The sequence below is a fragment of the Bradyrhizobium sp. JR4.3 genome (genome assembly GCF_040547695.1).
GTDB classification, from domain to species: domain Bacteria; phylum Pseudomonadota; class Alphaproteobacteria; order Rhizobiales; family Xanthobacteraceae; genus Bradyrhizobium; species Bradyrhizobium canariense.
In genome coordinates, this window is record NZ_JBEPQF010000006.1 from 91,981 (window position 1) to 116,055 (window position 24,075).

The window sequence follows — 24,075 nt, forward strand, 5'->3', positions numbered from 1 at the left end:
TCAGCCGTAGAGGTACCCGACCGGCTTGCCCTCGGTGCGCAGAGGACGGATGTCCTTCTGCGTGATGATCTGACCGGCGAGGCCGTCGATCTCGTGTCTTTGCGTCGGCGTCCAGCTGCGGAGGTCGTTCATGCCTTTGAGAAGGCCGAGCCGAAGGACCTGCGTGTTCTCACCGATACCGACGAGGCTTGTGGCGTTCTTGCCTGCCGTCACCACGTCGCCGGCCGTGAGCTCAAAGGTCTCGCCAGTCTTGTTCCTGAATTCGGCCGTGCCGCGGATCACGCGGTAGATCACGACCTCGCCCTTGGCGAAACAGGTGGTGTCCGCCGCTGCCGACGTGCTCTTGGGCAACAGCGATTGGCCGCGCGGGTCGGTTGCGATGATGTGGCCGGCGACGAGATGACCGCTCGGCACTTCGATGCCGATGTCGCGCACATAGACCGGCATGGATGATTTGACCGGGCTGTCGGTGAGCGGCTTGAACAGCGCATCGAGCGCCAGCGGGTCCTGGAGCCAAAAGCCTGCGTCCGCAGGGCGATCATGCAGAGAGTGGCTCCACGCCACCCGTGGCGTCTCGTCTTCGTTGATCTGATCCGGGCCGACAATGGTCGGGTTTGGAAAGGTCGTCGGATCGGTGATGAAGGCTTCGAGGAATTTGCCGGAATAGCCCATGGAAATTGGATCCGGCGCCACCGTTTGTGGCGTCTTCAAATTCTCTTCGGTCGACAGTCCCGACCAAGTGTAGAACAGCTGGCGGTGCACGATCGCGCTTTGCAGCATCACCGCGCCGGGGCCGACATTGTAGAAGCGCCCGTCATAGTCGAAGGTGAACGCGCCCGAGGTGACCAGTACGAGCTGAAAGCCGCCCGGTGGCAGATGAAGATGGAAATCTGTCGGACCGGTGTCGGGCAGATAGATCGGCAGGTTGGTCGCGACCTCGTGCAGCAGGAAAGTTTCGTTGTTGGCGTGAAAGCCCTCGTTGGCGCGATTGTAGAGGGCCTGCGGCCGGTACGTCGCCTCGAACTTCGCATTCCGGTCGCGGTCGATCGCCACGAAATCCCGGTCGTTGAGGCGAAGGGGGGCGCCGTCCGGGCGGGTCAGGCCGGTGATTTTGAGATCGCCGGCGGCATGCACGTTCATGGCAGTCTCCGATTCTAGGCCGCTCACCCGGTCTCTCTCGGCGCACGCATCTTGCTGCTGCAATCAGGAGAGCAGGGGATCAGGCCTGATGCTGCCTTGCGAATTTTGGGCCAGTCGAGGAGCCAGGCGGCACGAAGGCTTCGCAACGAGCCGCCACGCGAAGAAAAATCGAGGTTGCACCTGAGGTTAGATGACACGCTTGACCAGCCTGCATGGCCGTGTTCGCGAAGTCTGCCAGCCCGGCGATGAGAGGTGTCTTGTCTATTTTGTCGGCATTCTGGCGCGGACGTGCAGCTGCGCCGATCAGGAGAAGTCGGCGGCCCGGTGTCCGAAGCCGTTCATTCGAAAGATCGACGGACGGTCCGCTCGGGCTTGCCGTACGGGCTGTCGGCCCACTTCGCCATGTCCGCCGCACGCGCCTCGATGAGCTCGCACCACAGGCAGCTGAGCTCCGCGCGCCCTTTGGCTGAGAGCATCGGAATGAGTCCATGGCCGCAGCCAGCGCAACATTTGATGCGATTCATGGTTCTCTCCGCCACCTTCCGAATTCAGGAGCGACATTGTTGCTCCCGAAGCTTGCGCGGGCGCTATGAGGGAGCAGCAACGCCTGCGGTCGAGACGCTCGTGCCCGAGATCGTCGCGTTTGCAATCCAGCGCGCCACCGCGGCGATGTCCGCATTGTCGCGGAAGGCGCGAAGCTGAAATTCCGCCGAGCTGCCGCGTTCGACGATGGTGCGACAGTGTTCGACCTCGGTGGCGCAGTTCAGCGCGGCCGCGTCCCCGGCGATGTCCTCGATCACGCGGGAGAGCAGCTCGGAGATCTCGACCGGCCCGTCCTTGGACGCAAAGATGCAATCGGTGCCGTAGCGCTGGGCGCGCCATTTGTTCTCCACCGCAATCGCGCGTTCGACCGCGGTGACCTCTTTCGAGAGATGAGGTCGGAGGTACAGATAGCGGGTGAGGCAGCGATAGAGCGAGGCAATGGCAACGGCGTCGTCGACGAAGGTGCAGGTGTCGGGCGCACGCAGCTCGAGGGTGGGGTGCTTCATCGAGGGGCGCATGGCCCACCAGATGTGGCTTTCATCGGGGATCACGCCGGAGCGCTGCAACGCGCCGACATATTCGTCGTATTCCTGGCGGCTCTCGAATAATTCGGGCAGGCCGGTGCGCGGCAGCTCGGAATAGGCGGCGAGCCGATAGCCCTTCAGCCCGGTCTTGTGTGAATTCCAGAATGGGGAGGAGGCCGACAGGGCGATGAACAAGGGCAGATGCGGCAGCGTCGCTCGCATCACCGCCATGCGCTTCTCGGGATCGGGCAACTGGACGTGCACGTGCATACCGCACATCAGGTTGCGGTGACCGATGCTGCGCAGATCCTCGATCATCTCCTCGTAGCGCGGCTTCGGGCTCGGCTGCGACATGCGCCAGACCGCGGTCGGATGCGTGCCGCAGGCCATGATCACGAAGCCGTATTGTGCTGCGACGTTTGCGACTTCGCGACGCAGGAAGCGAAGTTCTTCGCGCGCGTCGGCGACGTCGACATGAACGTTGGTGGCGACCTCGAGTTGCGACTGCAACATCTCCCGCATCGCCTGGCCGCCTGTCGACCAATTCGCAGATTCGAATAGCTCATTGGGGGTCTGGATCGCGACCTCCAGGCTGCGGCGATCGGCGAGGAAGTATTCCTCCTCAATACCGAACGAATATTCCGCAGCCTTGCCGCGTCCGCCGGCCGAGCGAATGACGAGGTGCTGCTTGCCTTCCGAGGAATCGAGTCGCAGCAGTTTCAAGACGTCTGACGCCAATGTCATCGTGCCACCCGACCAAGGTATTTACCCGCGGGCGATAATCCTTCTGGCAGGAGCGGGTTCCGCGTCGGCCTCACTGGAAATTGCAAGATCGAACGGAACAATTTTCGCGCTTTCGGACGCACGTGCGATCAGTGCGTGATTCGCGGGCACTTCCGTCCAGTCCGTTTCCTTGTCGAAAGGCTCGGACACGACGATGACCTGGCCGCCAGCCTCACGAAAATACAGTGTGTTGGCGGCATCGTTGACCGCAACCCGGAAGGCATAGAGATCCCGGCCGTTGGCGATGGCGCTGGTGAAGCGTAGCCGCTCCCGAAGCTCGCCTTCGTTGACGAGGCCGACAAGGGATCGCAGCACGCGATGCGTTGCGCCGAGCGGATCGGCGTCGAGACCCGCGCCCATCATGGCGAGAAATACGGCTTCCGAATCGGTCGTGCCTGTCCGCGAAGGATAGTAGGCGTCGGGGATCAGCGCCTCGACCTTGCGCCGCAGGCGATTCCAGCTGCCGACGAAACCGTTATGCATGAACATCCAGTGGCCGCAGGCAAAGGGATGACAGTTCTGCCGTGTCACCGCCGTGCCGGTGGCGGCGCGCACGTGGGCGAAGAAGAGGTGCGAGCGCAGATGTCGGCAGAGATAGCGGAGATTCTCGTCCGACCAGGCCGGGCGTGTTTCACGATAAAGCCCAGGCTCCGGATGCTCGCCGTACCAGCCGAGACCAAAACCGTCGCCATTCGAGCCGGCCGTCGACTGGAGCGAGCGGATGCTTTGCGCGATCAGCGAATGCTCGGGCTCGGTGACATAGGGCTCGAAAGACGTGGTCTCGCCACGGTATGCGATCCAGCGACACATGGGAATCCTGTCAGGAGATGCTTGCTGAAATGTATCAACGAACCTGACAGGAGGATGGTTCCCGACAGCGAGTGTCGGGAACCAAGTGGTCACTACACCGGCACCGGAATCAATGGAGCAACCTCGCGATCACCTGCGCTCTCGCTCAATGCGAGACCTTGCGCGACGCCGACCCGGTCGGCCTCGGGACGGTTCTGGCTCATCTTGCGCTTGCCTTCGAACCGCACGACGGGAATGCGCACGCCGACAATTCCACGCAATTGCGCGGCGATGAAATCCGCAGGGGCATCCGTCACGGCCCACGGCTTTGCACGCGATCCTTCGTGCCTGTTCGTGAGCCGCGTCACGACGTCGAGCAGGCGCTCGGGCTCCTGGAAGAATTCGACCGGGCCGTAGGCATGCACCGCGACGTAGTTCCAGGTCGGCACGACCTTTTCGGTCTCCTGCTTGGTCGCGTACCAGGACGGCGTCACATAGGCGTCGGGACCGCTGAAGATCGCCAGCGCATCTCCGATCGGCGGCAGTTTCCATTGCGGATTGGCTTTCGCCACATGTCCGTACAGCACGCCATGCTCGCCTTCGCTCTCATCGAGAAAGAGCGGCAGCGGTGTGGCGACCGGGCCTTCGGTGGTGGCCGTGACCAGACTGGCGAGGCGGGCGCCGCGAATGGTCGCCCGGATGCTCTCGATATCGTCCTTGAAGGCGGGAGGGATGTACATGGTCTATCTCCGGTGTTGGTCTGGAGATAGCCGGAATCTGGCCTATAATAAACTGCCAGTTATCGCCTATTTAATCAGTCCAGTTCGGCGACGGCCTGTGCGAGAAGCCTGCAGCCGCGCTCGATCTGTGACACCTCCAGTGCCGAATAGCCCATGACGAGGCCGACTGTCTTCCGCGGTCGGCGAGGTCCGACGAACAGTGCCGAGACGGGATAGATGCCGACGCCCTTTGCATGGGCCGCCTTGATCAACGCGTCCTCTCGCTTCTGTGGCAGGTTGTCGAACCACGCCACGATGTGCAGGCCGGCGGCCGTGCCCTCGATCCGGACGCGATCCCCGAACCGGCGGCGAAGCGCGTCGAGCAGCGTGCGCTGGCGTTCGGCGTTGCGCCGGCGCACGCGTCTGATGTGGCCGTCATAGGCGCCGCTTTCCAGCATCGACGCGAGTGCGTCCTGTTCGATCAGCGGCGTGTGCCGGTCCATGATCTGCTTGGCGGCGGCGAACAGGGATCGCAGGGCGCTGGGCACCACCAGATATCCAATCCGCAAGGTCGGCGACAGCGTCTTGGAGACGGTGCCGAGATAGATCACGTTGCCGCCGCCTTCCAGCGCATGCAGCGGCGGGATCGGCTTGGTGTCGTAGCGATACTCGCTGTCGTAATCGTCCTCGATCACGTAGGCGTCGTTTGTCCGGGCCCAGGCGAGCAATTGGTGCCGGCGTCCGATCGGCATGACGCCGCCGAGCGGATATTGATGCGACGGCGTGACATAGGCGAGGCGGGCTTCGACGCCATCGAGCCGCGCTGTCTCCAATCCATCCGCGTCGACGGGAATCGGGATCGTCTTGGCGCCCGTCGCCGCAAAAGTATGCCGCGCCATCTGATAGCCGGGATCCTCCATCACGAAGCGGTCGCCGGCATCGAGCAGCAGGCGCGCGCAGATGTCGAGGCCTTGCTGCGAGCCGTTGACGACGACGATCTGATCGACCTCGCAGCGGACGCTGCGCGACCGCCACAGATAGCCTTGGAGCGCGGTCCGCAGCCGCAGCGCGCCGCAGGGGTCATCATAGGCCAGCCGCTCGGGCTTGCGTGCCATCGCAGCAGTCACGGCCTTCTTCCATGCCACTACCGGGAAATCCGACGGCGCAAGCTCGCCATAGCGGAAGTTGGCGACGAGCCCGCGCGGCGGCTCGGTCCAGCGCGGCGGGTCTTGAAGCAACCGGTCCCCGAAAGCCGACAGCCGCACCTTCCGCGCCGACGGTCGCGACACTACGCGCGCGTGTCCTCGCTCGACGACGGCGCGAGCCACACGCGGCCGCGCGCCATGGCGTGTCTCGATGAAGCCTTCGGCGGCGAGCTGTTCGTAGCCGATCGTCACGGTCGAGCGTGCCACGCCCATCTCGCCGGCCAGCGCGCGGGAGGACGGCAGCAAACCGTCGATCCCGTACACCCGCGCCAGGATCTGATCTCTCAAGGCCTCGTAGATCTGGCGCGCGCCCATGCGGTCGGCACGGGGCGCGGGATTGGTCTTCATCTGGGTCATCCACATTCCAAGCCGGCATTCGCCCGAGCGGACGATGTCGGAATGTGGTTCTAATCCCGTTCGCCGAGAGTTTCGACGTAAGCCTTGCCGTAGGGATGAAAATGCTCCTTGCGGCCCTGGTCCCACAGTGCCCTAAGGCCGGGCGTCGTGATGTCCCAATCCGGCCGGCACTTCATGCCGACTGCCCTGAGGTCCTGGCGGAGCTCTTCGACGGTTGGACGGCCGAAGAACCAATAGCCGTTGTAGATCTTGTGAATGACGAGGCCGGGCTCGAGCACGATCACGTGCGGAATCATCGGATTGTGGACGGGGTCGGTGTATTCGGCGATGTCGAGATCCTTCTGAACGAGGCGCCGCGAATCCGAGAGGAAGGGCCAGTGCGCTCCGACGCCGCTGCGATATTCGCTGGTCTGGGTGATGTTGTCGGTCGTGATCGTGACCATCCGGCAATAGCCCACCTCCATCTCGCGATGGAGCTGGAGCAAGCCTTCGGCCTGGCGGCGATCCTTCGGACAGTATCCGCCGCGGCCGAGCACGAGCACCATGGGATCGCCCGCCTGCAGTTCGGAGAGCTTTCGGTGCTTGCCGGTGTGGTCGCTGAGCTCGTAATCCGGGAAGGTTACTCCCGGCATGATGTCAGGTCGCATTACGCTCTCCCAGTTTTACAGATCAATCACGACGTCGTTTCGGGGCCGTGCGCAGCAGATCAGGACATTGCCGTCCGCCGGCGGATCGAGCGGATCCGGCGCATAGTCGACCGTCCCCGCGATCAATCCGCTCTCGCAATTGTGGCACACGCCGGTCCGGCACGACCAGCGCACGGGGACGTCGCAAGCTTCGGCCAATTCCAGCAGGCTGGCATAGGCCGGTCCCCAGCACACGTTGAGGCCGCTGCGGGCGAACGAAACCATCGGGCCGGGGCCAGGAGCGCCGACCGGCGAGTGCGCTCGCTTCTGCGGGGAGGACGCTATGCCAGGCGTCAAGGATGGTCCGGCGCCGAACAATTCGGTGTGGATGCGATCCGGTGCGATGCCCAACGTGGTGAGGCCAGCTTTCAGATCGCTCATGAAAGCTGCCGGTCCGCACAGATAGAAATCGCCGTCGCGCGGCACGCTCAGGCTCTGGAGCAGGCGTGCGTCGAGATGTCCGACCGTATCGAACGCCACATTGAGACGATCGCCCGGGTCAGGCGCGCTGTAGCAGACGTGGCTATGGTGATGAGAGAGCCCACCTAGCAATTCGCGCGTCTCGGCGGCGAACGCATGTTCGCGGCCGTTGCGGGTGCCGTGCAGCCACCATACGTCCCGCGTCGTGCCTTCGGCGGCGAGAGCGTGGAGCATCGCGAGCACCGGGGTGACGCCGATACCGGCGCTCAGCAGGATGACAGGCCGGGCCCCCGGTCGTAGCGTGAAACTGCCGCGTGGTGCACCGAGCTGCACGGCAGCGCCGTCCACCAGCTCGTCGGCGATGTAACGGCTGGCGGCGCCGTGAACTTCGCGCTTGATGCTGATGCGATAGGACGCGGCATCGGCGCAGCTCGAGAGCGAATAGCTGCGCGTCATCGCCTGCGCACCGGAAGGTTCGAGCCTGATGACGACGAATTGACCGGGCAGGGCGGCCGCCACGGGATGCCCGTCGGCGGGTTCGAGGATCAGCGACGTCACGTTGCCGCTTTCGGCGATCTTGCGCGCCACGCGAAAGGAGCGCAATCCGCGCCAGGCCGGAGGAGGGCTCGCCGCCGGCCCAAGCCCGGCGTTTCCCGCGGTCTTGTTGTCCTTCTGCTCGAGCAGCGCCTCGAAGGAACGGTGCCAGCCGCGACTCAGCGCGGGGATCCGCAGCGCGCGCTCGAGGCGTTCGCGCGGATGCGGCGGCAGATAAAGCAGCGCATTGATCTCGGACACGCTCATGCGCTCGGGTCCCACGGCGATCTGCGTGATCTCGTCACCGGCCTCGACGTCGCCTTCCTCGATCACGCGAAAATAGAACCCGGGCCGGCCGTGCCTGACGAGCAGTGCGGCCATGTCCGGCTCGTCCATGCGAATGCCGAGCCGGTAGCAGGTGACGCGCGGCTGGGTCACTTCGAACAGCGCGGAGCCGATCCTGTAGCGGTCTCCGATGCACACGCTGGTGTCGGCGAGGCCCTCGACCGTAAAGTTCTCGCCGAACTGGCCATGAACGAGGTTCGATCGACCCAGATGCTCCTGCCAGTACCGGTAGGATTCCTCCTGATAGACGAATACGGCACGATGTTCGCCGCCATGCCCGGCCGTATCGCCCTGGCCGTCGCCATCGATGTTGAGCCGGCGCACCCTGCGCGGGCCTGCGACCTGCGCCTTCCAGATGCCGGTGTGGACGGTCCGACCCTGCCAGGCGACGTCGCGCGGCAGGCCGACATTGACCGAAAGCAGATTTGCCATTGCGTGTTCCCGATCTGACTGCGCGGTTCTGCCGTCATCCTTGCATTCGGATGGGGTTTTTGGCTCGTTAGTCGTTGTTAGACGTTGCGAGCAAGCCTTGCCACCGGCGGCCTTGAGGCCAATCTCAGATGGCATAACGAGAACACAGTCAAACGGGAGATCACGATGGATGATCAGGGTAAGCTGGCCGCGCTCCAGCGCCATTGGGACGCTTCGGACGCGAACGATTTCGAGGCCGAGCACGACATCTACCGCGAGGACGCGGTGCTCGACTATCCGCAATCCGGCGAGCGGATTCGCGGTCGCAGCAACATCCAGCAGAGCCGGTTCGTACAACCGAACAAGAAGCGCTTCACGGTTCGGCGCATCGTCGGCGGTAACGATCTCTGGGTGAGCGAATTCGTGCTGACCTATGACGGCGTGCCGTCCTACGTCGTGAGCATCATGGAATTCCGCGACGGCCTCGTGGCGCACGAGACGCAGTATTTCGGCGACAGGTTCGAGCCGTCACCCTCGCGGGCGCATCTTGTCGAGCGCGTGGGGTAACACGGGCTCGGTCGCAACACGGAACCCGATGCGGCGGCTGGTCGCAGTCGCGTCGTCTTGATTCCGACAGCCCCATCTTTATGTGTGAAACGAACAAGAATCCGGGCCCCTCTGGCGAGGACGCCGACGCTGTCGGCAAAACCTCGTGATGTCGGATGACCTGTCCCGCGCGAATGCGATGGATCGGCCGATCGTCGGGCCTTCTTGAGAGCCTCTCCGACCCAATCGTCCCCATCGCAGCTCCGTGCGGTCATTTCGCAAGATAAGGGAGCAACGATGTCCGACGCCAAGCATTCCAATCCGATCGAAATCGAAATCACCGAGCCGTCCAGCCTGAACGAGCAGGCTGCGGTGGCGCTTGTGATCGTCGGCGCGCTGGTTGCCGTTGCCGACCGGCAAGTTTCGCCGGTCGAACGCGACGAGGTTGTCCGGTTCATCCGGGATCGCAAGCTGGCACCGCACATATCGGACGACCGGCTCTACGCGATGTTCGACGAGCTTGCCGAACGTCTCGAGGAGCCGGATTTCGCCAATGTGGTGATCGACAATTTGCGTCCGGTTTCGGACCTGCCGCTGTCGTCTCACCTCATGGAACTGTCGGAGCGCGTCGCGGCCGCGGACGAGGACGTGCATCCCCACGAAGTGCAGGCGATCAAGCTGTTGCGCCTGCTGACGCTGGTGCTGCCTCGTGCAAAGCAGGTGGCGCCCCGTGCAGTGCGCGCCGAACAGCGCATCGCCGCCGAGGAGTAAGCATGAGCGCAGTTTCGGACGAGGATAAGACAGGGACTGCTGGCGCTACCGGCCAGATGGCCGGCGGCGACCGGCGCCTCGACAAGCTCGTCCGTCGCCTGCCGCCGCGCATGGGCGACAGCGTCGCCTATCTGCTCAAGCCGTCCAGCCGCTGGGTGAGAATCCCTTCGGGCGCGCTGCTCATTGTCGGTGGTGTGCTCTCCTTCCTGCCGGTGCTCGGCGTCTGGATGCTCCCGCTCGGCCTCGCTTTGCTCGCGGAAGACGTGCCCGCGCTGCGATCCGCGCGCAGCAAGGTTTTGGATTGGGTCGAGCGGAAGAAGCCGCAATGGCTCGATCCGTCCGCACCGAAAAATGACCAATCATGACTGAATTCATCACCACCGAAGCGCTGACCGCGCTGCTTCAGGTCGTCCTGATCGACCTCGTGCTCGCCGGCGACAACGCCGTCGTCATCGGCCTTGCCGCAGCCGGCCTGCCGGCCGAGCAGCGCCGGCGCGCCATCGTCGTCGGCATCATCGCCGCGACCGCCCTGCGCATCGTCTTTGCCGGCGTCGCGACCCAGCTTCTGCAAGTGATCGGGCTGTTGCTCGCCGGCGGCGTGCTGCTGCTCTGGGTGTGCTGGAAGATGTGGCGGGAGCTGCGCGAGCAGTCCGCGCATGCGAACGAGCTCGCGTTCAGCCATGGTGGCAGCGGCGCTGCTCCTGCCTCCCGAAAGACCTTCAGGCAGGCGGCCGTGCAGATCGTCGCCGCCGACGTCTCGATGTCGCTCGACAACGTGCTCGCGGTCGCGGGCGCCGCGCGCGAGCATCCCTACATCCTCGCCTTCGGCCTGTTATTGTCGGTCGCGCTGATGGGCGTCGCCGCCGATTTGCTCGGCCGCGTGCTCCAGAAGCAGCGCTGGATCGGCTATGTCGGCCTCGCCATCATCGTTTACGTCGCCTTCGAGATGATCTATCGCGGCTCGCTCGAGCTCGCGCCTGTGATCGCGAGTCTCTGAGGCAGCGCGCCTGTCCATCATCCGGAGTGATCAATGACGTCCGAATCCAAAGCACCTTCGGTGGATACCGTGTCGGCGCCGCAAATCGGCCCGTTTGCCCAACTCATCTTTGGCTCGCGCTGGCTGCAGGTCCCGCTTTATGTCGGCCTGATCGTCGCGCAGGCCGTCTATGTGCTGCTGTTCCTGAAGGAGCTCTGGCACCTGGTCGTGCACTCGTTCGACGCCAGCGAGCAGCAGATCATGCTGGTCGTGCTCGGGCTGATCGACGTCGTGATGATTTCGAACCTGCTGGTGATGGTGATCGTCGGCGGTTACGAGACCTTCGTCTCGCGCCTGAACCTCAGCGGTCATCCGGACGAGCCGGAATGGCTGAGCCACGTCAACGCCAGCGTGCTCAAGATCAAGCTTGCGATGGCGATCATCGGCATCTCCTCGATCTCGCTGCTCAGGACCTTTATCGAGGCCGGCAATCTCGGCACGACGCGGAGCAATTTCACCGAGAGCGGCGTGATGTGGCAGGTGCTGATCCACCTGACCTTCATCATCTCCGCCATCGGCATTGCCTGGGTCGACCGCCTCAGCGAGGGCGGCCAGGGCAAGGGGCCCGGCCACGGCTGAGTGTGACAATACGGCCGCTCAAAGCCCGAAGGCTGCGCTCAGGGACGTCGGCTCCGCGCCAGCGTCTCGGAGGGCGTCTCGCCGAACGCCAATCTGTAGCCGCGCGAGAACTCACCAAGATGCCAGAAGCCGTTGCCGAGCGCTGCGGCCTTGACGCTCATGCCGCCGCCTCCGACCATGAGCTGGATGCGGGCGGACCACAGCCGCTTGAGACGCAGATAGTGGTGCAGGCTCACGCCGTGCACCGCGTGCGCGGCGGTCTGGAGCGTACGCACGGATACGCCGAGCGCAGAGGCCAGGTCGTCACTGTAGAGTGCCTTGCTGCCGGACCACATGACCATTTCATCGAGGCGCGCGATCAGCTTGCGGTGCTTGGCGAACGATCCGCGTCGCGCGGTCAGCCCGCCGGCCGGCGCCATGGCATCGTCGAGACAGGCGAGCAGCGTCTCCTGGATGGGTCGGTTGAGCGCCTCGAATTGCCGGGGATCGTTGCACGCCGAGGCGAGTGAGAACATCTCCAGGATAGCGGCGCGCAATCGCGCCATCGGATGGTCCTGCGCGCGAACATATGCGAGGCCCGTGTCGAAATCCGTCCAGCCGCGATGACGCATGTCCGAGTTGAAGCGCAGCATCAGGTAAGTGTTGGGATGATGCTCGATCGCGTCTACGGGGGTTTTGCCGCGCATGATCGCAATCGTTGAATTGTCGACCTCGCGGCCGTTGGAGGTGGAGTGAAACGTGAGGGGGACAACGAGGCCGACACCATTGTCCGTGCCGATCTCGGCCTCAAATCGCCGTGCAAAGGAGCGCTGGAGCACGAACAGCCCATCCTGGAGCGGCAGGATGGCGCGAGACAGCGAGAATTCGCGCGGGCGGAGCGGCGTGCTGATGCCGAGGCCGAGCACCTCGTTGGCGCGAAACTCGGCGAAATCCGAGAAGCGCTCGATGCCGAGGATTCGCGAAGGCTTCAGCCGAGCTAGCGGCATTTCGGGATCCTGGCGCGAGGGATGAGCCGCAAAATACAAACGGTATCAGATGGTCGACCGTCGGCCCTATCCCGGGAAACTACTGCGACGCTTCATCACGCAACCTGCGGATAGGCCGCGTTTTCCCGCCGCTCGCGCTCGCCCAGCTCGCGCACCAGCTCCTGGAGGAAGGATTCCGTGTGGGCGGGCAGGGTGCGCTCGGCGCGAACGTAGATGCCGAGATCTGACCACACCGGACTGCCGGCATTGTCGAGTGGCAGGAAGACGAGCCGGCTGTCGCGCGACAGCCTGTCGATGCCGAGCTGGGTCTGGAAGGCGACGCCGACGCCGCGCGCGGCGAGCTCGCGCATCAGGTCGATCGAGTTGGCCTGGATGGCAGGCTCCGGCGTCTCGGACAGCTGCGCGATCAGCGGCTGGAGCAGATGATAGATCGACAGCTCCGGCAGCGCGTGGATGACGGGAAAGGCGAGACATTGGGTTAGGGTGACCGTCTTGCGGCGCGCCAGTGGATGCTCGCGCGCGACGACGGCGCCGAGGCGAAACCGTTTCAAGGCGACCTGGCGCAGGTCCGGCGGATGGCGCAGCGCCATGGCGATGCCGATGTCGGCCTCGCCGCGGCTCAGGGCCTCCAGCACATCCGACGATCCCTTCACCTCGGTGGTGAAGCTGACGCGCCGGGCGCGGCCGCGATGTGAGGCGATCAGGTCCGGCAGCACCGATTCCGTGAGCGACTCGATGCAGGCAATGCTGACGGTGCCGTGCCAGGTCCCCGACAGGGACGCGACGTCCGAGCGGAAGCGGTCGAGGTCCTGGAGCACGTTCATGACGTGCCGGGCCAACATCTCGCCGACCGTCGTCAGCGTCAGGCCGCGCGCATTGCGCTCGAACAACGGTGACCCAACCTCCTGTTCGAGCTTGAGAATCTGGCGGCTTACGGCCGACGAGGCAACGTTCAGCAGGCGCGCCGCGGCCCGAATCGAACCGGTGCGGCGGACGGCGTGGAAGTACTGGATGGCCGGTGAGTGAAAGCGCATGGGATCCCCGGCCCACTATAGCTGTTGCCGAAACGGCATCAATATGTACGAAATTCTGTGCTTTTCGAGCACGCTCCTCCCACCTAGGTTCGCGCCCGGCTTGGCCGGTCCCGCCGGACCGTCATGCCATGCGCAACGAGGCGCCAGGGGATCCGGGGTGGACGAGAACATTGTTTGCGAGGTCGCGCCGGATACGCGTCTGGTCGATCGCCGTCGCGCGGCGGCCTATGTCGGCGTCACCGCCGGACGCTTCGAGCAGCTGGTGCGCGACAGCGTCGTGCCTGCACCTGTCATGGTGGACAACAAGCGGCGCTGGCCGCTCGCGTTGCTCGACGTCGCGAAGGACGCGGTTGTCAGCAGCAGCATGCCGTGCCTGCCGCAGGTAACGGTCGAGATTGCGCAGGACGCGCGTCCCTGCGAACGGGCCCCGGCACCGGCCTTGCACGAACTGCCGGACCAAAATTGGTTCGAGCAGCGCGCGCGGTTCGTTCAGCGCGTGCGCCGGTCGCTGCTGTCGGGCAACGAGATCCGTCTCTTGCGCGAGTTCAAGCTGCTCAGGCAGAACCAGATCAGCATGTTCGGCTATTACGGCAGCTTCGAAGCCCTGATGGTGCGCGGCTACATCGTCGAGCTCGCGCGAAAGCCGCCGTCGAGCCGTCCGCTGGTGACGTACCGGCTGACCGCGCAGGGCGAGCGGGTCCTGTCGGCGCTGAAGGACGAGCCGGCGATCTGACCGGCGCGGACAAGGCGACGGCATCGCTCGGCATCATCGCACGGCATGCAGCTCCAGAAACGCCTTCACGCCGGTGACGGTGCCGGTGTCCGACGGCACATAACCCGGCAGGGTGGCGACGGCCGCGCGAAAATCGGCGCCGCGGATGATCTCCAGGATGCGCTGCATCGGCCCGGTGTCCAGGAACGCGCGCTTGCAGACGAAGAAATAATCCTCGGTCAGGAGCCGGATGAAATCGAGGCCGAAATGCCGGGCGGCGGCTTCGACGCCGAAGCTCGCATCCGCCATGCCGCTGGCGACATAGGCTGCGACCGCGGCGTGGGTGAACTCGATCTGCTGCGCGCCGTTGATGCGGCTCTCGTCAATTCCGCTTGCCGCGAGCAGTTGGTCGAACAGGAGCCGCGTGCCGGAATCGTGGTCGCGGTTGACGAAGCGGACTTTTGGTCCGGTGAGATCATCAAGTGAAGCGATGCGCAGCGGATTGCCGCGCGCGACCATCAATCCCATTTCGCGTGTGACGAAGCTGATGATTCGATCCTCGCGCGGATCGAGCCATTCGCGCGCAGCCCTGATGCCCTGGGCGCGCAGCGCGCCGTGCGGCAGGTGCAGGCCGGAGAGATCGCAGGCGCCCTGCGCCAGCGAGACCAGCGAATGCTGGTTGCTGACATATCGCAGATCGACGCCGATGCCGGGCTCGCGGTCGAGGAATTCGCGCAGTTTTGCGACCGCAAAACCGTGGCTGGCATGTACGCGGATCACCGACGGGCGCTGCTCGAGGAACGGTTTGATCTCGCTCGCCAGTTCCTGCGCGAGGTTTTCAAGCTGAGGTCCGAGCCGGGCCTGCATGCGCTCGCCCGCCCACACCAGCCGCTCGCCAAACGGTGTGAGCTTTGAGCCCTTGCCGCGCTGGGTCTCGACCAGCGGTGTCCCGAAGAACTCCGACCATTGCTCGATCAGATTCCAGACATGGCGATAGGAGAGGTGCGCGTCCTTGGCCGCGCTGGTGATCTTCCCGGTCCTCCGGATTTCGTTGAGGACGCCGAGCATGATGATGGCTGTGCGCGGATTGCCCTCGCGGCGAAACCGCCATACGGCCTCGATCTCGATCTGAAGCATTGGTCCTCTTTATGAACTGGACTTCATATCAGGAGCGTCCATTTGCAAACCATATCATATTTACTCCGCTCGACAGACATCTGGCATACCAGAACTGGAGGAAATATGATGTCTGTTGCATATGACTTTGCACATTTGCCGGCCACCGAGTTCATGTCCCGGCCACAGCATCTGCTGATCGACGGCCGCCGCGTCGCGGCGAGCTCCGGTCGCACCTTCAAGTCGCTCAATCCGGCCACCGGGCAGGTCATCGCCGTCGTCGCCGAAGGCAACGAGGCCGATGTCGAGCATGCGGTCGCCGCCGCGCGCCGGGCTTTCGAAGGCTCCTGGCGCACGATGCGGGCGTCCGAACGCGGCCAGATCCTGCTGCGCTGGGCTGACCTGCTCAAGGCCCACGCCGAGGAGATCATCGAACTCGAATCGATCGACGCCGGCAAGCCGATCTCCGCGACATCGCGGCAGGATTTTCCGGCCGCCGTCGACACGCTGATCTACTACGCCGGTTGGGCCGACAAGATCAGCGGCGACGTCGTGCCCGTGCGCGATGATGCCCTGACCTACACCGTGCGCGAGCCGGTCGGCGTGGTCGCGGCGATCGTGCCCTGGAATTTCCCGCTGATGATCGGGATGTGGAAGCTTGCGCCGGCGCTGGCCTGCGGCTGCACCATCGTGATGAAGCCGGCCGAGCTGACCTCGTTGTCGGCGCTACGCATCGCCGAGCTCGCGCTTGAAGCCGGCCTGCCGGCGGGCGTCTTCAACGTCGTCACTGGCCCCGGCCGCGTCGTCGGCGACGCGCTGGTCAATCACCCCGACGTCGACAAGGTCACCTTCACCGGCTCTCCCGGTGTCGGGCGGGGAATCATGAAGGGCGCCGCAAGCAACTTCAAGCGCGTCTCGCTCGAGCTGGGCGGCAAGTCGGCCAACGTTATTTTCGACGATGCCGATCTCGAAGCCGCATCGAAAGCTGCGGCTTCCGGCATCTTCTTCAATGCCGGCCAGGTCTGCTCGGCCGGCTCCCGCGTGCTGGTGCAGGAGAAGGCCTATGACGAAGTCGTCGAGCGACTGGCAGCGCGCGCAAAGTCGCTCAGGATCGGCGACCCGCTCGACCGCAAGACGACGCTCGGCCCCGTCATATCCGAGAAGCAGATGAAATCGGTCCTCGATTATGTTGATATCGGCCGGAAGGAGGGCGCGACCCTCGTCACCGGTGGCGAGAAGGTAGGCGATCGCGGCTACTTCATCAGCCCCGCGGTGTTCGCGAATGTCGCGCATGAGATGCGGATCTCGCAGGAAGAGATCTTTGGCCCCGTCGTCAGCGTCATCAAGTTCAAGGACGAGGCCGACGCTTTGCGGATTGCCAACGGCACGGCTTACAGCCTCGCCGCCGGCGTCTGGAGCCGCGACATCGGCAAGCTGCAGCGCTTCGCCAAGCGGGCGCGCGCGGGCACGGTCTGGATGAACACCTATGGCTACACCGACGTGCGCCTGCCCTGGGGCGGCGAGCGCGACTCCGGCCTCGGCCGCGAGCACGGCACCGCCGCGCTCGACAATTTCACCGAGCCCAAGGCTGTCTGGATGAATCTGGCCGTTTGATACCTCCCGAGCGGCCAAGCCTTGAGCCCGCCTGATCACCCGGTCCGGCGGGCTCTTTTTTCGAGATCGGTAAAATTGTCTGCATTCCGCTCAGCGGCGGCAAACCCTGCGGACAAGAACTATACGGCCATAAACCCCGGCTTTGGAACCGGCGTGCATCCTGCCTGCAACAGCGTGGGGCATCAGCAATGTCAGTTCTCAGGGAGGTCGTCGTCGCGGTCGCGGGAGTCTACGTACTTCTGTTCGCGTGCGACGCAATGTTCGGGATCGGCGAGGCGCGCTTCGACGATGCTTATTACAGCGCCAGCTTCTACGCGCCGCGGCCAAAGGAGTTTCGTTTCGCCGGCGATACGCCGCCGGCCGTCCGCGTCAGCGACGCCTTTGCGCAATTCGCGCCCGGCGAAGCCAAGCCGAACAAGCGCTATTCGTCGCTGACGACAATCATTCGCTAGGACGCATACTCGTCGTTCCGACTGCAACCGCGGCGGTTCGCGCCCAGGCCGGCGGCTTGCCGCTTGCGTCGGACCCCGCGCTACATCACCGACACGACGGGCCGTGAATGGAAATCGGTCAACTGCCTCTTCAATCCTCCCAACCGGCTTTACGAAGACCGTCCAACATGAGGGCGTGATCTTCTGGCCGAAACCACGGTGGCCGTTGACGGACCTGAAACTCGAAGGATGCCGATGAAATTGCGATTGCTTTCTGCAGCGCATCGTCGGCTTCAGCGGTTCGACCGAGTTGGCCGAGAGCTGCGGCAAGCCAGCGGTAGGGGGAGGGAAAATCGGGAAATGTTCGGATCGCGCGCTCCGCCGCCTCGACTGTGGCCGTGTAGTCCCGGCAAAAATAGTGAGCCAACGCGACCTGGTTCAAGCGATTCACCAGCGATGGGTCACGAGGGTCCAGCCGAATGCACGTCTCGAGGGCGACGAGGCCCTCTTTGGGACAGCCAGAATACGCGAGAATGACGCCCAGCGCTCCGTGAGCCGGTGCGAGATTCGGGCAGAGTGCCAGCGCACGCTCGGCCTGCGCACGTGCTCCGCCGTGATCGCCCCGAGCGTTGAGCGCCAGCCCCAGGCGTGAGTGGGCGTCTGCGTTGCCGCGATCCAGAGCGACCGCGCGTCGCGCCAATTCTTCTTCTTCGACTTGTGTTCCTTTCGACCGACTGAGCACGGTGGAGAGCCCGATATATCCGGACGCGAACATCGGATCGAGATCGATGGCCCGCTGAAAGAATTCTCCGGCAAGCGCATCATCCTCGGTACTCGCTTTGCCGAGATGCCACATCCCACGCTGGTAGGCACCCCAGGCATCAAGACTTGCGGGTGGCTTGCGCATTGCCCGCTGTTGCTCGGCGCCGGCAATGACCGGCGCAATGGCGATGGTCGTGGACTGCGCGATGTCATCCTGTACGGAGAAGATGTCGGCTATATCGCGGTCGTAGCGTTCCGCCCAGACATGATTGCCTGTCTCTGCTTCGACAAGCTGTGCGGTGACTCGGACGCGGTTGCCGGATTTTCGCAGGCCGCCCTCAAGCACATAGCGAACGCCCAGTTCGCGGCCGACTTGTTTTACGTCTACCGCGCGTCCCTTGAAGGAAAATGACGAATTGCGGGCGATGACGAACAGTGAGGAATATCGCGACAATGCCGTGATGACGTCCTCCGCGATTCCGTCCGCGAAGAACTCCTGGTCCGGATCGGGACTCATGTTCTGGAACGGCAGCACCGCGATGGACGGCTTGTCCGGAAGCGCCAGCGGTTGCGCAATTTCGGGCGCTTGTGCTGGCGTTGATGCTGCAGAGGAATTCGCATCGACAAGGAGGCGCCATGCATGCATCGGTTCGGCGATATTCTTGAGTGCTTGCAGACCCATATCGTTATAGACGACGTCTATCTTGCCGCGAATCTGCCGACGAGCATCGTCGGAGATACAGATGCCGCCGGGGTCGGCTATTCCTTCAAGGCGCGCGGCAATGTTGACGCCATCGCCGAAGATGTCGTTGTCATCGATGATGATGTCGCCGATGTGGATGCCGATCCGGAAATCGATCCTCATTGCCGCGGAGACGTCGGCGTTCTGCGCCGCCATTCTGCGCTGGACTTCGACCGCACTGCGCGCGGCGTCCACCGCACTCGCAAACTCGACCAGCATGCCGTCGCCGGTGGTCTTGACGATGCGGCCGCGATGCGCAGCGATCGTGGGGTCGACAACGATCCTTCGAGCCGCCTTCAGCCGGGCCAGCGTGCCTTCCTCGTCAGCGCCCATGAGACGGCTGTAACCGGCGACATCGGCAGCCAATACCGCTGCAAGTCGTCGTTCCACGCGCTCGCCGGTCAAAATGGCCTCTAATAAAATGGCCTCTAAAATAAGATATATGGCCCTGCGCATCAAAGCACGCAGAGCTGCTTTCGGCTAGCACCGACGTTCGTCCGGGGTCACAAGACGAAATGCCGGATCATCGTGCTCAGGTCTGCTTCACTCAGGGAAGGAGCATGTGTCGGTCCACGCCTTTCATGCTGTATTCTCATTCCCCCTGGATCCATTCCGCGACGCCACGCCACAGCGTGTCGCGATGGTCGGGGCGGAAGAAGCCGAAATGGCCGATCGCCTTGGCGCCGACGTCGGACGGCTTCACGTTGAGCACCTCCGGCTTGATCGCGGTGAATCCGCTCGCAAGCAACTCGACCGCGGGCTGCGTTGCCCAGGGATCGTCGGAGAAGCAGAGTGTGCGCAGCTCGCCCTTGAATCTGGCGAAATTCTCCAGCGCCGGCAGCTTTGAATCGAAGAGATAACGGGGGCTCGAAACCCACTCGGCCCATTGCAGGAAGACGCCCTTGGGTAAATCCTCACCGATGCCGGCCCAGCCCGGCGCGTAACCGAGCGCGTGGACGAGCGGCACACCGACAAGATTCATGAAAGCGAAGACGCGGTATTTTTCCGGCGATGTCATCAGCCGCCAGGTCGCCGCCTGCGAGGCCACGAACGCGGCGCGCGAGATGTCCGCGTTGTTGGCGATCAGCCCGAGCGCCTGGCCGCCAAAGGAGTGACCGACATAGGCTAAGGGCAGGGTGTTGTAGCGCTCCCGCATCCAGTGCACTGCGGCGGTGACGTCGAGCGCGGCCCAGTCCGACATCGAGGCCTTGAAGCCGACCAGCGATTTCGGCTGGTTGTAGCCGACCATCGCCGGCAGCCGGGAGTCGCCGATGCCGCGATAGTCGTAGGTCAGGACCGCGCAGCCGCGATGGGCGAGATAGGAGGCAAAGCCGCGATAGATTTTTCGCGGGACGGCAGTCGCCGAATTCACCAGCACGGCATGGCGTTTGGTGCCGCGCGGCAGAAATAGCGTGCCGGCCAGCGCATACCCGTCGGTCGCCGGGAAGCTGATCTCGTCGATGAAAACGTCGTCCAGTGCCACGCCCATGGGCAGAAGGTATCCTGCCGGTTTCCTCGCCGTTTCCCAGCAAATGCGAATTTGGCTTTCCCCGCAAGGCTTTGCAGTGCCAATTGGATTTACAACTGGCGGCCGGTGGCCAGCCTGTGTATAAGGCGACCCTCGCAACCCACAGATCAGGTTGTGCTTTTTGCTTCACGGAGAGATTGCGATGTCCGAGCGGTGGACGCCCGAATCCTGGCGCAGCAAGCCGGTGCTACAGGTGCCCGATTATCCCGACGCCAAGGCCCTGGCCGACGTCGAGGCGCAGCTTGCGACCTTTCCGCCGCTGGTATTCGCGGGCGAGGCGCGCAATCTGAAGAAGGCCTTAGCGCGGGTCGCGGCCGGTGAGGCCTTCCTGCTGCAGGGCGGCGACTGCGCCGAGAGCTTTGCCGAGCACGGTGCCAACAACATCCGCGACTTCTTTCGTGTGCTGCTCCAGATGGCGGTGGTGCTGACCTATGCCGGCGCCGTCCCGGTGGTGAAGGTCGGGCGCGTCGCCGGCCAGTTCGCAAAACCGCGCTCCTCGCCGATGGAGAAGATCGACGGTGTCGAGCTGCCGAGCTATCGCGGCGACATCGTCAACGACATCGCCTTCACCAAGCAAGCGCGCATCCCTGATCCGCAGCGCCAGCTGATGGCCTATCGCCAGTCGGCCGCGACGCTGAACCTGTTGCGCGCGTTCGCGACCGGCGGCTACGCCAATCTCGGCAGCGTGCATCAGTGGATGCTCGGCTTCCTCAAGGACTCGCCGCAGTCCCGCCGCTACAAGGAATTGGCCGACCGCATCTCCGATGCGCTCAACTTCATGCGCGCCTGCGGCCTCGATCTCGAGGCCCACCCCGAGCTGCGCGCCACCGATTTCTACACCAGCCACGAGGCCCTGCTGCTCGGCTACGAGCAGGCCATGACCCGCGTCGATTCCACTACCGGCGACTGGTACGCGACCTCGGGTCACATGATCTGGATCGGCGACCGCACCCGCCAACTCGACCACGGCCATATCGAATATTTCCGCGGCATCAAGAATCCGATCGGGCTCAAATGCGGCCCGTCGCTCAAGCCCGACGAACTGCTGAAGCTGATCGACGTGCTCAATCCCGACAACGAACCGGGCCGACTAACCCTGATCGGGCGGTTCGGCTCCGACAAGATCGGCGAGCACCTCCCGAACATGATCCGCGCCGTGAAGCGCGAGGGCAAAGTGGTGGTGTGGTCGTGCGATCCCATGCACGGCAACACCATCACCTCGACGTCAGGCTACAAGACGCGGCCCTTCGACCGCATTCTTTCCGAGGTGAAGTCGTTCTTCGCGATCCACGCCGCGGAAGGCACCCATGCCGGCGGCGTGCATCTGGAGATGACCGGCCAGGACGTCACCGAGTGCCTCGGCGGCGCCCGCGCGATCACCGACGAGGATCTCAACGACCGCTACCACACGGTCTGCGATCCCCGGCTCAACGCCGAGCAATCCATCGACATGGCTTTCCTGGTCGCAGAACTGCTCAAGCAGGAACGCGCTGGCAAGGTCAGGCCGATCCCGGTCGCAGCGGGGCTCTAAGACCTTGCTGCGGATCTGGAAGGCCACGATCAATTCCCGTAACGGTCTGGCCTTTGCGTTCCGCTCGGAGCAGGCGGTCCGCGAGGAAATCGTTGCGCTCCTCTTGTCGCTGCCGCTCGCGTGGTTCGTCGGCGCGACTGCGATGCGCGCGGTCGAGCTGATCTGCGCGGTCGCGTTCGTGCTGGTGGTCGAGCTGCTCAATACTGCGATCGAGAAGCTTGCCGACCGGCTGACCATGGATCACGACAAGCAGATCGGACGGGTCAAGGACATGGGTTCGGCCGCGGTCGGTCTTGCGCTCCTGATGGCCGGCGCATTCTGGATCATCGCCATCATCGAGCGATTGGGATTCCTCTAAAGCGCTAATCGCGCTTTAGGTTGTTGTTTTGAGCATGATCTTTTCGGAAAACCGCTTCACACTTTTCCGGATCATGCTCTGATCGGAGCGCGGTGGCCATGACCGAACGTCTCAATGCATTCGCGGTCACGCTCGCCCAGCTCAATCCCACCATGGGCGACATCGACGGCAATGCCGCGAAAGCGCGCGCGGCGCGCGTGCGGGCAGCCGCCGACGGCGCCGATCTCGTGCTGTTTCCGGAATTGTTCATCGCCGGTTACCCGCCGGAAGATCTGGTGCAGAAGCCTTCGTTTCAGGCCGCCTGCCGCGCTGCGATCGAAGCGCTGGCGCGCGAGACCGCCGATGGCGGGCCGGCGATGCTGATCGGCACGCCCTGGGTCGAGGAGGGCAGGCTCTACAATGCCTGTGCGCTGCTCGACGGCGGCCGTATCGCTGGCTTGCGCTTCAAATGCAATCTGCCGAACTACGGCGTGTTCGACGAGAAGCGGCTGTTTTCGCGCGGTCCCGCGGCCGGCCCCGTCACCGTGCGCGGCGTGCGCATCGGTGTGCCGATCTGCGAGGACATCTGGCTGGAGGAGTCCGAGAACTACGAGAACGTGGTCGAGACGCTGGCCGAGACCGGCGCGGAGATCATCCTTGTGCCGAACGGCTCGCCTTATGCCCGCGACAAGGCCGACGTGCGCTTGTCGGTCGCGGTCGCGCGCGTCACCGAGAGCGGTCTGCCGCTGGTCTATCTCAACCAGGTTTGCGGCCAGGACGAGCTGGTGTTCGACGGTGCTTCCTTCGCGCTCAACGGCGACCTTTCGCTCGCGGCGCAATTGCCGGCGTTCGCGGAGAGCATCACCACACTGCACTTCACGAGAAGCGGCGACGATTGGCGCTGCACCGGTCCGATCGCCGCGCAGCCCGAGGGCGACCACGCCGACTACGCGGCTTGCGTGCTGGGCTTACGCGACTACGTCGCCAAGAATGGCTTTCCCGGTGTGCTACTCGGCATTTCCGGCGGTATCGACTCTGCCCTCTGCGCGGCGATCGCGGTCGATGCACTCGGTGCCGATCAGGTGCACGGCGTGATGCTGCCTTATCGCTACACCGCGGCACACTCGATCGCGGACGCCGGCGAGCTCGCCGGCCATCTCGGTATCCGCTACGAGGTCCTGCCGATCGCGGAAGCGGTGAATGGGTTCGAGACCATCCTGTCCGGCATCTTCAAGAATCTGCCGCCCGATGTCACCGAGGAGAATCTCCAGGCCCGGACCCGCGGTACGCTGCTGATGGCGATCTCCAACAAGACCGGTCTGATGGTGGTGACCACCGGCAACAAGTCGGAGATGTCGGTCGGCTACGCCACGCTCTACGGCGACATGAATGGCGGCTTCAATCCGATCAAGGACATCTACAAGACGCAGGTGTTTCGGTTGGCAAGCTTGCGCAATTCGTGGAAGCCCGAGGGGGCGCTGGGGCCGGACGGCGAGGTGATCCCGCCCGACATCATCACGCGGCCGCCGACGGCGGAGTTGCGCGAGAACCAGACCGACCAGGATTCGTTGCCGGCTTACGACGTGCTCGACGCAATCCTGGAGCGTCTCATCGAGCGCGAAGAGCCGCTCGACACAATCATCGCCGCCGGCTTCGATCGCGAGACGGTCACCCGCATCGATCATCTCCTCAACGTCGCCGAATACAAGCGCCGCCAAGCCGCGCCCGGCGTCAAGGTCACAGCCAGGAATTTTGGCCGCGACCGCCGTTATCCCATCACCAACCGCTTTCGCGACAAAGGCGAGCAGCTCGCCGCCCCGGACGAGACGCTGGTGTCGCGTGGGAGCAATGCCTCGATCGACGCGTTCGAGGGGTAAGGCTGGCCGAAGGTCGT

General features: G+C 64.1%; 23 protein-coding genes. 11 read left to right on the forward strand and 12 right to left on the reverse strand.

Translation table 11 applies throughout. The annotated features are described in order from the left end of the window. The 7 genes from ABIB91_RS12380 to ABIB91_RS12410 all read right to left on the reverse strand — a co-directional run bounded on the left by ABIB91_RS12380 (position 1) and on the right by ABIB91_RS12410 (position 8,477). Entirely contained in the window at positions 1-1,140 is a 1,140-nt protein-coding gene (locus tag ABIB91_RS12380) for a hypothetical protein (RefSeq protein WP_354161128.1), read from the reverse strand. A 587-nt stretch (positions 1,141-1,727) separates the two neighbouring features. Continuing rightward, on the reverse strand, positions 1,728-2,951 hold the full coding sequence (locus ABIB91_RS12385) for a carboxylate-amine ligase (protein WP_354161131.1): 1,224 nt from the start codon (positions 2,949-2,951) through the stop codon (positions 1,728-1,730). Positions 2,952-2,972: 21 nt separating this feature from the next. Further along, positions 2,973-3,800 (reverse strand): class II glutamine amidotransferase, encoded by an 828-nt coding sequence (locus ABIB91_RS12390; protein WP_354161134.1) that lies wholly within the window; start codon positions 3,798-3,800, stop codon positions 2,973-2,975. A 92-nt stretch (positions 3,801-3,892) separates the two neighbouring features. After that, positions 3,893-4,519 carry an FMN-binding negative transcriptional regulator gene (locus tag ABIB91_RS12395; protein WP_354161137.1) on the reverse strand — a complete coding sequence of 209 codons (627 nt, stop codon included), beginning with the start codon at positions 4,517-4,519 and terminating at the stop codon, positions 3,893-3,895. A gap of 74 nt (positions 4,520-4,593) precedes the next feature. Beyond that, on the reverse strand, positions 4,594-6,060 hold the full coding sequence (gene pdxR, locus ABIB91_RS12400; RefSeq protein WP_354161140.1) for a MocR-like pyridoxine biosynthesis transcription factor PdxR: 1,467 nt from the start codon (positions 6,058-6,060) through the stop codon (positions 4,594-4,596). Between the two features lie 50 nt (positions 6,061-6,110). After that, the gene (locus ABIB91_RS12405) at positions 6,111-6,707 is read right to left on the reverse strand and encodes a redoxin domain-containing protein (protein WP_354161143.1); all 597 of its coding nucleotides are present in this window, start codon (positions 6,705-6,707) and stop codon (positions 6,111-6,113) included. Between the two features lie 15 nt (positions 6,708-6,722). Next, positions 6,723-8,477 carry an MOSC domain-containing protein gene (locus ABIB91_RS12410; RefSeq protein WP_354161146.1) on the reverse strand — a complete coding sequence of 585 codons (1,755 nt, stop codon included), beginning with the start codon at positions 8,475-8,477 and terminating at the stop codon, positions 6,723-6,725. A 165-nt stretch (positions 8,478-8,642) separates the two neighbouring features. On the opposite strand from ABIB91_RS12410, the gene ABIB91_RS12415 reads away from it, so the two are divergent. The 5 genes from ABIB91_RS12415 (at position 8,643) to ABIB91_RS12435 (ending at position 11,388) form a co-directional block, all read left to right on the forward strand. Next, a complete protein-coding gene (locus tag ABIB91_RS12415) occupies positions 8,643-9,023 on the forward strand; it encodes a nuclear transport factor 2 family protein (protein ID WP_354161149.1) in 381 nt (126 codons plus the stop codon). A 276-nt stretch (positions 9,024-9,299) separates the two neighbouring features. Next, positions 9,300-9,773, forward strand: a complete 474-nt coding sequence (locus tag ABIB91_RS12420; RefSeq protein ID WP_354161152.1) for a TerB family tellurite resistance protein — start codon at positions 9,300-9,302, stop codon at positions 9,771-9,773. 2 nt (positions 9,774-9,775) lie between these two features. Then, entirely contained in the window at positions 9,776-10,138 is a 363-nt protein-coding gene (locus tag ABIB91_RS12425) for a hypothetical protein (RefSeq protein WP_354161155.1), read from the forward strand. Further along, positions 10,135-10,770, forward strand: coding sequence for a TerC family protein (locus tag ABIB91_RS12430; RefSeq protein WP_007592545.1), 636 nt, complete (start codon positions 10,135-10,137; stop codon positions 10,768-10,770). Before ABIB91_RS12425 ends, ABIB91_RS12430 begins: the two co-directional genes overlap by 4 nt. A gap of 33 nt (positions 10,771-10,803) precedes the next feature. Next, positions 10,804-11,388, forward strand: coding sequence for a TIGR00645 family protein (locus tag ABIB91_RS12435; protein ID WP_354161158.1), 585 nt, complete (start codon positions 10,804-10,806; stop codon positions 11,386-11,388). 38 nt (positions 11,389-11,426) lie between these two features. Here the strand turns inward: ABIB91_RS12435 and ABIB91_RS12440 are convergent, their stop codons facing one another. Then, entirely contained in the window at positions 11,427-12,374 is a 948-nt protein-coding gene (locus tag ABIB91_RS12440) for a helix-turn-helix domain-containing protein (RefSeq protein WP_354161161.1), read from the reverse strand. A gap of 95 nt (positions 12,375-12,469) precedes the next feature. Further along, entirely contained in the window at positions 12,470-13,408 is a 939-nt protein-coding gene (locus ABIB91_RS12445; protein ID WP_007592541.1) for a LysR family transcriptional regulator, read from the reverse strand. A 157-nt stretch (positions 13,409-13,565) separates the two neighbouring features. Between ABIB91_RS12445 and ABIB91_RS12450 the strand changes: the two genes are divergently transcribed. After that, positions 13,566-14,141, forward strand: coding sequence for a hypothetical protein (locus tag ABIB91_RS12450; RefSeq protein WP_354127846.1), 576 nt, complete (start codon positions 13,566-13,568; stop codon positions 14,139-14,141). Positions 14,142-14,174: 33 nt separating this feature from the next. Here ABIB91_RS12450 and ABIB91_RS12455 read toward each other — a convergent pair whose 3' ends face one another. Then, the gene (locus ABIB91_RS12455; RefSeq protein WP_354161165.1) at positions 14,175-15,257 is read right to left on the reverse strand and encodes a substrate-binding domain-containing protein; all 1,083 of its coding nucleotides are present in this window, start codon (positions 15,255-15,257) and stop codon (positions 14,175-14,177) included. Positions 15,258-15,365: 108 nt separating this feature from the next. Between ABIB91_RS12455 and ABIB91_RS12460 the strand changes: the two genes are divergently transcribed. After that, entirely contained in the window at positions 15,366-16,850 is a 1,485-nt protein-coding gene (locus ABIB91_RS12460; protein ID WP_354161168.1) for an aldehyde dehydrogenase family protein, read from the forward strand. Positions 16,851-17,038: 188 nt separating this feature from the next. Then, entirely contained in the window at positions 17,039-17,302 is a 264-nt protein-coding gene (locus ABIB91_RS12465) for a hypothetical protein (protein WP_354161171.1), read from the forward strand. 130 nt (positions 17,303-17,432) lie between these two features. Here ABIB91_RS12465 and ABIB91_RS12470 read toward each other — a convergent pair whose 3' ends face one another. Both ABIB91_RS12470 and ABIB91_RS12475 read right to left on the reverse strand, forming a co-directional pair. After that, positions 17,433-19,190, reverse strand: a complete 1,758-nt coding sequence (locus tag ABIB91_RS12470; protein ID WP_354161174.1) for an adenylate/guanylate cyclase domain-containing protein — start codon at positions 19,188-19,190, stop codon at positions 17,433-17,435. A gap of 187 nt (positions 19,191-19,377) precedes the next feature. Further along, on the reverse strand, positions 19,378-20,274 hold the full coding sequence (locus ABIB91_RS12475; RefSeq protein WP_354161177.1) for an alpha/beta hydrolase family protein: 897 nt from the start codon (positions 20,272-20,274) through the stop codon (positions 19,378-19,380). 181 nt (positions 20,275-20,455) lie between these two features. Here ABIB91_RS12475 and ABIB91_RS12480 point away from each other — a divergent pair, with 181 nt between their 5' ends. From ABIB91_RS12480 to ABIB91_RS12490, 3 genes are all read left to right on the forward strand, one after another. Next, complete coding sequence (locus tag ABIB91_RS12480; RefSeq protein WP_219682552.1) at positions 20,456-21,844, forward strand: class II 3-deoxy-7-phosphoheptulonate synthase; 1,389 nt, start codon at positions 20,456-20,458, stop codon at positions 21,842-21,844. A gap of 4 nt (positions 21,845-21,848) precedes the next feature. Then, positions 21,849-22,202 (forward strand): diacylglycerol kinase, encoded by a 354-nt coding sequence (locus tag ABIB91_RS12485; RefSeq protein WP_354127850.1) that lies wholly within the window; start codon positions 21,849-21,851, stop codon positions 22,200-22,202. A 98-nt stretch (positions 22,203-22,300) separates the two neighbouring features. Further along, positions 22,301-24,058 carry an NAD+ synthase gene (locus tag ABIB91_RS12490; protein WP_354161181.1) on the forward strand — a complete coding sequence of 586 codons (1,758 nt, stop codon included), beginning with the start codon at positions 22,301-22,303 and terminating at the stop codon, positions 24,056-24,058. Positions 24,059-24,075 lie beyond the last annotated feature (17 nt).